Here is a 10942-nt window from a genome sequence, read left to right on the forward strand (position 1 = left end):
CCTGGTTTTATTTTTTTGCTATAAAACAATAATAATCATAGAAAAATACGAACTTTTTGGTATTATAGTAGAGAAAAGAAAGGTGTTTTCACATTTTTTTGAAAAAATATTGCTTTACAATTGAACGAGAAAGTGAACTTTTTGTAGATTTTCAAAATAATTTTAAAGAAGTATAGTAATTTACTTGAATCTTCTCTAAAAAAGTAGTATAATAAAAACACAGAAAACGCTTACAGCAGAAAGGGAGTATATGGATAGAAGAGAAGCATTGCGCACCTTTATGACAGGTGAGAATTTTCACCTCCAGCATTATCTGGGAGCGCATAGGGAAGAAAAAGATGGTGAGTCTGGCTATACTTTCCGAGTTTGGGCACCCAATGCTCAGGCAGTTCACTTGGTAGGGGATTTCACCAATTGGGTTGAAAATCAAATTCCGATGGAACGGAATGAATTTGGAGTCTGGGAAGTCTTTACCAGTTTTGCTCAAGAAGGCCAAATTTACAAGTACCATATCACACGTGCAAATGGTCATCAGCTTATGAAGATTGATCCTTTGGCTGTACGGTATGAGGCACGACCTGGTACTGGAGCGATTTTAACAGAGATTCCAGAGAAAAAATGGAAGGATAGACTCTGGCTAGCCCGTAGAAAACGCTTAAGCTTTGAAGAGCGTCCTGTCAATATTTACGAGGTTCATGCTGGCTCTTGGAAGAGAAATCCAGACGGTAGTCCCTATAGTTTTGCTCAATTGAAAGATGAACTCATTCCTTACCTAGTTGAGATGAACTATACTCACATTGAGTTTATGCCCTTGATGTCTCACCCTCTCGGTTTGAGTTGGGGCTATCAGCTTATGGGTTACTTTGCTTTAGAGCATGCCTATGGTCGTCCTGAAGAGTTTCAAGATTTTGTTGAGGAATGTCACTTAAACAATATTGGGATTATTGTGGACTGGGTACCTGGTCACTTCACTATTAATGATGATGCCTTAGCCTATTACGATGGGACACCGACTTTTGAGTATCAGGACCATAATAAGGCTCATAACTATGGTTGGGGAGCACTCAATTTCGACCTTGGGAAGAATGAAGTCCAGTCCTTCTTGATTTCTAGCATTAAGTTTTGGATTGACTTTTACCATTTGGACGGTATTCGCGTGGATGCGGTTAGCAACATGCTCTATCTAGATTACGATGATGCCCCATGGACACCGAATAAAGATGGCGGTAATCTCAACTATGAAGGATATTATTTCCTTCAACGCTTGAATGATGTCATTAAACTAGCTCATCCAGATGTGATGATGATAGCTGAGGAAAGTTCATCAGCTACTCAGATTACTGATACAAAGGATTCAGATGGTCTTGGCTTTGACTACAAATGGAATATGGGCTGGATGAATGATATTCTCCGTTTCTATGAAGAAGATCCGATTTATCGTACATACGACTTTAACCTAGTGACTTTCAGCTTTATGTATGTCTTCAAGGAGAATTATCTCCTACCATTCTCACACGATGAAGTTGTTCATGGCAAGAAGAGTATGATGCACAAGATGTGGGGAGATCGCTATAATCAATTCGCAGGCTTGCGCAATCTCTATACGTACCAAATTTGTCACCCTGGTAAGAAATTGCTCTTCATGGGTAGTGAATACGGCCAATTCCTAGAATGGAGATCTGAAGAGCAGTTGGAATGGTCTAATCTAGAAGACCCTATGAATGCTAAGATGAAGTATTTCACTTCTCAGCTAAACCAGTTTTACAAAGATCATCGCTGTCTGTGGGAAATCGATACCAGCTATGATGGTATTGAAATCATTGATGCGGATAATCGAGACCAGAGTGTTCTTTCCTTCATCCGTAAGGGTAAGAAGGGCGACATGCTAGTCTGCGTCTTTAATATGGCACCTGTTGAACGAAAAGATTTTACAATCGGTCTGCCTGTTGCAGGGATTTATGAAGAAGTCTGGAATACTGAGTTAGAAGAGTGGGGAGGCGTTTGGAAAGAACATAATCAAACTGTTCAAACGCAAGAAGGACTATGGAAAGATTATGAGCAGACCTTGACCTTTACCCTACCGGCTATGGGAGCAAGTGTTTGGAAAATCAAACGCCGCTTGAAATCTGATAAAACTGTCACAAGTAAAAACCAAAAAGGAGTAGAAAATGAAGAATGAAATGTTAGCTTTGATTCTTGCTGGTGGGCAAGGAACTCGTCTCGGTAAACTCACTCAAAGCATCGCAAAACCAGCTGTGCAATTTGGTGGGCGCTACCGTATCATTGACTTTGCTCTTTCAAACTGTGCCAACTCAGGTATTCACAATGTTGGAGTCATCACCCAGTATCAACCACTTGCTCTCAACAACCATATCGGGAATGGTTCAAGTTGGGGTCTAGATGGGATTAATTCTGGTGTCTCTATCCTTCAACCATATTCTGCAAGTGAAGGAAATCGTTGGTTTGAGGGGACTAGCCACGCTATTTACCAAAACATTGATTATATCGACAGTGTCAACCCTGAGTATGTTTTGATTCTTTCGGGTGACCATATCTATAAGATGGACTACGATGCTATGCTCCAGTCTCATAAGGATAATAATGCTAGTTTGACAGTAGCAGTTCTTGATGTTCCTCTGAAAGAAGCTAGCCGTTTTGGTATCATGAACACAGATGCTAACAATCGTATTGTAGAATTTGAAGAAAAACCAGCTCAACCTAAATCTACAAAAGCTTCTATGGGTATTTACATCTTTGATTGGCAGCGTCTCCGCAATATGTTAGTCGCTGCTGAAAAGAGCAATGTCGATATGTCAGACTTTGGTAAAAATGTCATTCCAAATTACCTTGAGTCAGGTGAAAGTGTCTATGCCTATGAATTTAGCGGTTACTGGAAAGACGTCGGTACTATTGAGTCACTTTGGGAAGCGAACATGGAGTATATTTCTCCAGAAAATGCCTTGGATAGTCGTAACCGTCAATGGAAGATTTACTCAAGAAACTTGATTTCACCACCAAACTTCCTCGGAGCAAATGCTGATGTGGAAGACTCATTAGTTGTAGACGGATGTTTCGTTGATGGAACTGTTAAACATTCTATCCTTTCAACAGGCGCGCAAGTTCGCGAAGGAGCGGAAGTTGTTGATTCAGTTATCATGAGTGGAGCTATCATTGGTCAAGGAGCTAAGATTAAACGTGCCATTATTGGTGAAGGTGCGATTATTTCTGACGGTGTCGAAATTGATGGAACAGATGAAGTACAAGTTGTAGGATATAATGAAGTAGTGGGGGTAGCAACAGATGAAGATTGATAAATATTCTGCCATTTTAGGAAACACAGTTGGTTTTCACGATATGTCGACATTGACAGACCACCGTCCAGTAGCAAGTTTGCCATTTGGTGGGAAATATCGTTTGATTGACTTCCCACTTTCAAGCCTTGCTAATGCAGGTGTTCGTAGTGTCTTTGGTATTTTCCAGCAGGATAATATCAGCTCAGTCTTTGACCATATTCGTTCAGGACGCGAGTGGGGCTTATCAACCCTTCTCAGTCACTATTATCTAGGTATTTACAATACTCGTGTGGAGAGTAGCACAGTAGGAAAAGAATACTACCAACAGCTTCTTACTTATTTAAAACGCTCTGGATCAAACCAAACGGTTGCCCTCAACTGCGATGTCTTGATTAACATTGATTTGAACCAAGTTTTCCATCTACATAGTACAACAAAAGGGCCTATCACTGTAGTTTATAAAAAACTAGCTAAGAAAGATATTTCAGAAGTAAATGCAATCTTAGAAGTGGATGAAACAGACCATGTTCTTTCTCATAAACTCTTTGATAGCAAGTCAACAGCTGAAACGTTCAATATGTCTACAGATATCTTTGTCGTTGATACACCGTGGTTGATTGAACGCTTGGAAGAAGAAGCTAAAAAAGAACATCCAGAGAAATTGCGTTATGTTTTACGTGATTTGGCTGCAAAAGAGGGAGCTTTCGCCTACGAGTACACAGGCTACCTAGCCAATATTCACTCTGTAGAGTCTTATTACCAAGCTAATAAAGATATGCTTGAATCACAGAAATTCTATTCTCTCTTCTCACCAAACCAAAAGATTTATACAAAGGTTAAGAACGAAGAACCAACTTACTATGCTAATACATCTAAGGTAAGTACTTCTCAGTTTGCGTCTGGTAGTATCATTGAAGGTCAAGTGGCTAATTCTGTTCTATCACGTAATATTCATATCCATAAGGATAGCCTGGTTAAAGATAGCCTACTCTTCCCTCGTGTTGTGATTGGAGAAGGAGCTCAGGTAGAATATGCTATCTTGGACAAGGGTGTTGAAGTTGAGCCTGGTGTTGTGATTCGAGGAACTGCAGAACATCCAGTTGTCGTTAAGAAAGGTAGCAAAGTAACAGAGGATATTCATTCATGAAAATTTTATTTGTAGCAGCAGAGGGTGCACCCTTTTCAAAAACAGGTGGTTTGGGAGACGTCATTGGCGCTCTTCCTAAATCACTTGTAAAAGCGGGACATGAAGTTGCAGTGATTTTACCCTACTATGACATGGTAGAGGCTAAATTTGGAAATCAGATTGAAGATGTTCTTCATTTTGAGGTGAGCGTCGGTTGGCGCAGACAGTATTGTGGAATTAAGAAAACAGTATTAAATGGTGTAACCTTCTACTTTGTTGACAGCCAATATTATTTCTTCCGTGGTCATGTTTACGGTGATTTTGACGACGGAGAGCGCTTTGCCTTTTTCCAACTTGCTGCCATTGAGGCTATGGAAAGGATTGACTTTATTCCTGACCTTCTCCATGTTCATGATTACCATACAGCCATGATTCCTTTCTTGTTAAAGGAAAAATACCGTTGGATTCAAGCCTATCAAGGAATAAAAACTGTTTTAACCATTCATAATTTGGAATTCCAAGGACAATTTTCAGAAGGAATGTTATGGGACTTGTTTGGAGTTGGCTTTGAACGTTATGCTGACGGTACCCTTCGCTGGAACAACTGTCTGAACTGGATGAAGGCAGGTATTCTCTATGCGGATCGTGTTTCAACCGTCTCACCTAGTTATGCTCAGGAAATTATGACCAGTAAATTCGGATGTAACTTGGATCAGATTCTTAGAATGGAGTCTGGTAAAGTATCTGGTATCGTGAATGGGATTGATGCTGACCTTTATAATCCTCAGACGGATGCTCTTTTAGACTATCATTTTAATCAGGAAGATTTGTCTGGGAAAGCCAAAAACAAGGCAAAATTGCAAGAAAGAGTTGGCTTGCCAGTTAGAGCTGACGTTCCACTGGTGGGAATTGTTTCTCGTTTGACACGTCAAAAAGGTTTTGATGTGGTGGTCGAAAGTCTTCACCATATCTTGCAAAATGATGTTCAGATTGTTCTTTTGGGAACTGGAGATCCAGGCTTTGAAGGAGCTTTCTCATGGTTTGCTCAGATATACCCAGACAAGCTATCAGCAAATATCACTTTTGATGTCAAACTTGCTCAAGAAATCTACGCTGCCTGTGACCTCTTCCTCATGCCAAGTCGTTTTGAACCATGCGGCTTGTCTCAAATGATGGCTATGCGTTACGGAACCTTGCCATTGGTTCATGAAGTTGGTGGTTTGCGAGATACTGTCCGCGCTTTCAATCCAATCGAAGGAAGCGGTACTGGTTTTAGCTTTGATAATCTATCACCTTACTGGTTAAATTGGACTTTCCAAACAGCATTGGACTTGTATAGAAACCATCCAGATATTTGGAGAAACCTACAAAAACAAGCTATGGAGAGTGACTTCTCATGGGATACAGCCTGCAAGTCATACCTTGACTTGTACCATAGTTTAGTTAATTAATAGATAAAATCGTATGAAGACTTCATACGATTTTTAGGCTGTTTAGAGAGGAGAACTGATGTCTCAAGTAAAAGGCTTGTGTGTTATGGATGTGGATGGAACCTTAATCCTAGAAGAAGTGATTGATTTGTTGGGAAGAGAGGTAGGCCGTGAGGAGGAAATTTCGCAGCTTACAAGTCGGGCAATGCGAGGAGAGTTGGTCTTTGAAAGCAGTTTAAGAAAAAGAGTGTCCTTCTTGGAAGGTCTTCCTATTTTGGTCTTTGATAACGTCTTCAACTCAATTCATCTATCGCTAAATGTCCCAGAGTTCATCTCTATTCTCCAAAAGAATGGCATCCTAGTTGGTTTGGTGTCTGGTGTCTGGTGGATTTATACCAATAGTTGGAGAGATTAGCAAAATCCCTTGGTATTGCCTATTTCACTGCCAACCAGCTTGAAGTCAAAGAAGGTCTTTTAACAGGAAAATTAGTTGGACAAATTATAAGTCCCCAGGTCAAAAAAGAAACTCTGGAAAAATGGAGAAAGAAACTAAAACTTTCTAAAGAAAGAACGATTGCAATCGGTGACGGGGCCAATGATTTATTGATGTTGAGATCAGCAGGACTGGGAATCGCTTTTTGTGCCAAAGAAGTACTCAAAAAAGAAATACCACATCATGTTGACAAGAGGGATTTTTTAGAAGTTCTTCCTTTGATTGACTGTTTAGAATGAGGGAAAATATGAAGATTGTAATTGCACCGGATTCGTTTAAGGAAAGCTTGACAGCTCAACAGGTAGCTGAAGCAATAAAAAGAGGCTTCCAACAATCGATAGCAGATGTAGAATATCTCCTCTGCCCTGTTGGTGATGGGGGAGAAGGTACTGTAGATGCTATCCGACATTCTCTTGACCTAAAAGAAAAATGGATCCAAGTGACAGACCCTTTTGGACAAAAAGAAGCCATGCGCTATTTTCAAAAAGAGGAACTGGCACTATTTGAAGTAGCTGACTTGGTTAGTCTTGGAAAAATTCCGCTAGAGAAACGAAATCCACTTCAAATCCAAACTTGTGGTATCGGAGAGTTGATTCTCCATCTCATTTCTAAAGGGATTAAAGATATTTATATCGGTGTTGGTGGCACGGCCAGTAATGATGGAGGACTGGGGATTGCTGCTGGTTTAGGTTATCAATTTTATGATAGGGACGGAAATGTCTTGCCTGCTTCCGGTCAATCCTTATTAAACTTAGCTTCTGTTTCAACAGAAAATCGCTATAAAATTCCTGAAGGTGTTCAAATTCATATTTTATCAGATGTCGTGAGTCCCTTATGTGGTCATCAAGGTGCGACTTACACTTTTGGCAAGCAAAAAGGCCTAAATCTTACTATGTTTCCAGTCCTAGATCAAGCAATCCAAGACTTTTATGAAAAAGTCTCACCTGCAATATTGCAAATTAAAGGAGCAGGAGCTGGTGGAGGCATTGCTGGCGGTTTGTGTGCCTTTGCTCAGGCAAATATCGTGTCTGGAATTGATACCTGCTTGAACTTAATCAACTTTGATAAGAAAGTTTTACATGCTGACTTGGTTGTTGTAGGAGAAGGAAGGCTAGATTGTCAAAGTTTAGCAGGTAAAGCACCTATAGGTGTTGCAAAAAGAACCCCTGTCGGAGTTCCTGTTATTGCTATTTGCGGTAGTCTTGCTGAGGATTTATCTCCCTTACCATTTGAAAATATCCAAGCTGCTTTTTCTATTTTAGAGAAAAGTGAACCTCTAGAAGATAGTTTGAAAAATGCCAGTCTCTATTTGGAGCACACGGCTGCCAATATTGGGCGTTTATTAAGTCTGAGTAAGATTTAGCTAAACCATTTCTTCCAGATGGATGTTTTGGCAGGTTCTTCCTTTTTACCTTCCCAAAGTTTTGGAAAAGCAAGTCGAAGGTTCTTTTCTTCTACTTGTACTGGTGCATTGCTATGGATAACCAGACCGAAGGGAGAAGTAGTATGCTCTTCAGATACTATGGTAGCTTGACTATCAGTTTCTTTAGCTTCTTTTAAGTAGAAAACTTGTTTGTCAAATTCGATAGTTGGTGAAATCTTTACAAATAGTGGCTCTGCTTTTTCCTGAAGATTTTCTAAAATAGATAAAAAACCTTTTTCTAACTGAGGGCTATTTGCTGTGTCAATATCTGCATATCCAAGAACTCTTTCCTCAAAGGTACCAAGATAGCGTCTTTGCTCATCTGGATTTAATTTTGCTCCACCATGAGCTTTTTCAAGTAATTGTTTTGATAAATCTGTCATGAAAACAGTATATCATAAAAGTTAGAATAAAACAGACAAAAGAAAGCGATTACTTTATAAAGTTAAGGAAAATTTGCACAAAGATAACGTTTTTTCTTGAAAAAGGAGGGCTTTTAAGGTATTATAGAGGTGTAAAAAATTTAACTCATAAGGAGAGTAAAAAATGTCAATTATTACTGATGTTTACGCTCGCGAAGTCCTAGACTCACGCGGTAACCCAACACTTGAAGTAGAAGTTTACACTGAATCAGGTGCTTTCGGACGTGGTATGGTTCCATCAGGAGCTTCTACTGGTGAACACGAAGCAGTTGAACTTCGCGACGGTGACAAATCTCGTTACGGTGGTCTTGGTACACAAAAAGCTGTTGACAACGTAAACAACATCATTGCTGAAGCGATCATTGGCTACGATGTACGTGATCAACAAGCTATCGACCGTGCTATGATCGCTCTTGACGGTACTCCTAACAAAGGTAAATTGGGTGCAAACGCAATCCTTGGTGTGTCTATCGCTGTAGCTCGTGCTGCCGCTGACTACCTTGAAATCCCACTTTACAGCTACCTTGGTGGATTCAACACTAAAGTTCTTCCAACTCCAATGATGAACATCATCAACGGTGGTTCTCACTCTGACGCTCCAATCGCTTTCCAAGAATTCATGATTGTACCTGCTGGTGCGCCATCATTCAAAGAAGCTCTTCGTTGGGGTGCTGAAATCTTCCATGCTCTTAAGAAAATCCTTAAATCTCGTGGTTTGGAAACAGCCGTAGGTGACGAAGGTGGATTCGCTCCTCGTTTCGAAGGAACTGAAGACGGAGTTGAAACTATCCTTGCTGCTATCGAAGCTGCTGGATATGTTCCTGGTAAAGACGTATTTATCGGATTTGACTGTGCTTCATCAGAATTCTACGATAAAGAACGTAAAGTTTACGACTACACTAAATTCGAAGGTGAAGGAGCAGCTGTACGTACTGCTGCAGAACAAATCGACTACCTTGAAGAATTGGTAAACAAATACCCAATCATCACTATCGAAGATGGTATGGATGAAAATGACTGGGACGGTTGGAAAGCTCTTACTGAACGTCTTGGTGGTAAAGTTCAATTGGTTGGTGATGACTTCTTCGTAACAAACACTTCTTACCTTGAAAAAGGTATTGCAGAAGGTGCTGCTAACTCAATCCTTATCAAAGTTAACCAAATCGGTACTCTTACTGAAACATTCGACGCTATCGAAATGGCAAAAGAAGCTGGTTACACTGCCGTTGTATCACACCGTTCAGGTGAAACTGAAGATTCAACAATCGCTGACATCGCAGTTGCAACTAACGCAGGACAAATCAAGACTGGTTCACTTTCACGTACAGACCGTATCGCTAAATACAACCAATTGCTTCGCATCGAAGACCAACTTGGTGAAGTAGCAGAATACCGTGGATTGAAATCATTCTACAACTTGAAAAAATAAAGTAGTTCAGTAAACTATTTTATCCCGAACCTTGAAATTCAAAAGTTCGGCCGTTGATTTAACAACGTTTCTAGCCCCTCGGATTTTATCCGAAGGGCTATTTTTGGTACGACGGGCATGTCGTGCATCTGAGGTGTAAGTCCTCGGTGGGCACCTGCTACCGGTGAACCCAATAGCGATTCCCAAGCCTGACTATCGTGAGGTAGCGGATTAAAACGGTCTGGGGATAGACCGTTTTAAGTCTGACACTGGAAATAAGAATCGTCAGAGGAAGGGATAGCGAAATCGTGGCTCTACGAACAGGAAGGTGATAGTAAGGCGTATATAGCGGATAAGGGGGCCAGAAACTCTAAAGTCCAAAAAGGTAGTCGTAACCCATATGCGTAAATCACGAGAGTAATTGAATTCGAACTAAGATTTATCTTTTTCCACTGTAACCTTTTAACGTCCTCATATCTTGTATAAACGAGGAAAGATGTAGGACTTATCCCGTGAGGTCTCATGAGCGCTGAAAGCGTAGTAACAAGGAATCATGAGAAGTCAGCCGAACCCATAGTAGTGAGGAAACTTCTGTAATGGAAGTGGAGCGAAGGGGTGAATACTCAAACAGTCTGGGGAGAGACTGTTTGAGGTCTGTCGCTAGAAAGAGAAAACGACAGATCGAAGTAATCCTACTTTACTTGTGTCTGTAAAACGAACGGTCTGATAGAACTGGACTCTGTCACGTATTGACTAGATGAAGGTTCACCAATATAAGATGTCCCTCAGGCACCAAAACAAGAAAGGAATAGGCACATGTCAAAATTGCTAGATAAGATAGTATCACGCGAAAATATGCTGGAAGCCTACAATCAAGTAAAATCCAATAAAGGCTCAGCTGGGATTGATGGAATGACTATCGAAGAGATGGATAATTATCTCAGACAAAACTGGCGCTTGACTAAGGAGCTGATAAAACAGAGAAAATATAAGCCTCAACCAGTTCTTAGAGTTGAGATTCCTAAACCAAACGGAGGTATCCGTCAACTAGGAATTCCAGCAGTTATGGATAGAATGATTCAACAGGCCATTGTCCAAGTCATGAGCCCCATTTGTGAATCTCATTTCTCAGATACGAGTTATGGCTTCAGACCAAATAGGTCATGTGAAAAAGCCATCAGGAAGTTCTTAGAGTACTTAAATGACGGCTATGAGTGGATAGTGGATATAGACCTAGAGAAATTTTTCGATACGGTTCCTCAAGATAGATTGATGTCCTTAGTACATAATATTATCGAAGACGGAGATAGGGAATCCTTGATTCGTAAGTATCTTCATTCAGGTGTT

Annotated in this window: 9 protein-coding genes and 1 pseudogene; 9 read left to right on the forward strand and 1 reads right to left on the reverse strand. The window is 40.4% G+C overall.

All coding sequences use genetic code 11. The annotated features are described in order from the left end of the window. The first annotated feature begins 250 nt into the window (after positions 1-250). From glgB to HT723_RS09620, 7 genes and pseudogenes are all read left to right on the forward strand, one after another. Positions 251-2179, forward strand: a complete 1929-nt coding sequence (gene glgB / locus HT723_RS09595) for a 1,4-alpha-glucan branching protein GlgB (RefSeq protein WP_000375891.1) — start codon at positions 251-253, stop codon at positions 2177-2179. Next, positions 2169-3311, forward strand: coding sequence for a glucose-1-phosphate adenylyltransferase (locus tag HT723_RS09600; RefSeq protein ID WP_023940141.1), 1143 nt, complete (start codon positions 2169-2171; stop codon positions 3309-3311). Before glgB ends, HT723_RS09600 begins: the two co-directional genes overlap by 11 nt. Beyond that, the gene (glgD, locus tag HT723_RS09605; RefSeq protein ID WP_000687036.1) at positions 3301-4440 is read left to right on the forward strand and encodes a glucose-1-phosphate adenylyltransferase subunit GlgD; all 1140 of its coding nucleotides are present in this window, start codon (positions 3301-3303) and stop codon (positions 4438-4440) included. The genes HT723_RS09600 and glgD overlap by 11 nt, the downstream gene beginning before the upstream one ends. After that, positions 4437-5870 (forward strand): glycogen synthase GlgA, encoded by a 1434-nt coding sequence (glgA, locus tag HT723_RS09610; RefSeq protein ID WP_172935103.1) that lies wholly within the window; start codon positions 4437-4439, stop codon positions 5868-5870. Before glgD ends, glgA begins: the two co-directional genes overlap by 4 nt. 58 nt (positions 5871-5928) lie before the next feature. Further along, positions 5929-6307 (forward strand): annotated as a pseudogene (locus tag HT723_RS11710) (HAD-IB family phosphatase). Continuing rightward, a complete protein-coding gene (locus tag HT723_RS11715; RefSeq protein WP_240154964.1) occupies positions 6252-6581 on the forward strand; it encodes an HAD hydrolase family protein in 330 nt (109 codons plus the stop codon). Before HT723_RS11710 ends, HT723_RS11715 begins: the two are co-directional and overlap by 56 nt. Positions 6582-6589: 8 nt before the next feature. Next, a complete protein-coding gene (locus HT723_RS09620) occupies positions 6590-7705 on the forward strand; it encodes a glycerate kinase (RefSeq protein ID WP_172935104.1) in 1116 nt (371 codons plus the stop codon). Here the strand turns inward: HT723_RS09620 and HT723_RS09625 are convergent. Continuing rightward, on the reverse strand, positions 7702-8148 hold the full coding sequence (locus tag HT723_RS09625; RefSeq protein ID WP_023940144.1) for a DUF1694 domain-containing protein: 447 nt from the start codon (positions 8146-8148) through the stop codon (positions 7702-7704). The genes HT723_RS09620 and HT723_RS09625 overlap by 4 nt on opposite strands. A 163-nt stretch (positions 8149-8311) precedes the next feature. Between HT723_RS09625 and eno the strand changes: the two genes are divergently transcribed. Together eno and HT723_RS09635 are read left to right on the forward strand one after the other, a co-directional pair. Beyond that, positions 8312-9616: a surface-displayed alpha-enolase gene (eno, locus tag HT723_RS09630; protein WP_000022821.1), complete on the forward strand. Its 1305-nt coding sequence runs from the start codon at positions 8312-8314 to the stop codon at positions 9614-9616. Between the two features lie 795 nt (positions 9617-10411). After that, positions 10412-10942 (forward strand): reverse transcriptase domain-containing protein (locus tag HT723_RS09635; protein ID WP_275689915.1); only part of this gene is annotated, 531 nt, incomplete at its 3' end.

The sequence above is a fragment of the Streptococcus sp. 2106 genome (genome assembly GCF_013277315.1).
Taxonomy (GTDB): domain Bacteria; phylum Bacillota; class Bacilli; order Lactobacillales; family Streptococcaceae; genus Streptococcus; species Streptococcus pseudopneumoniae.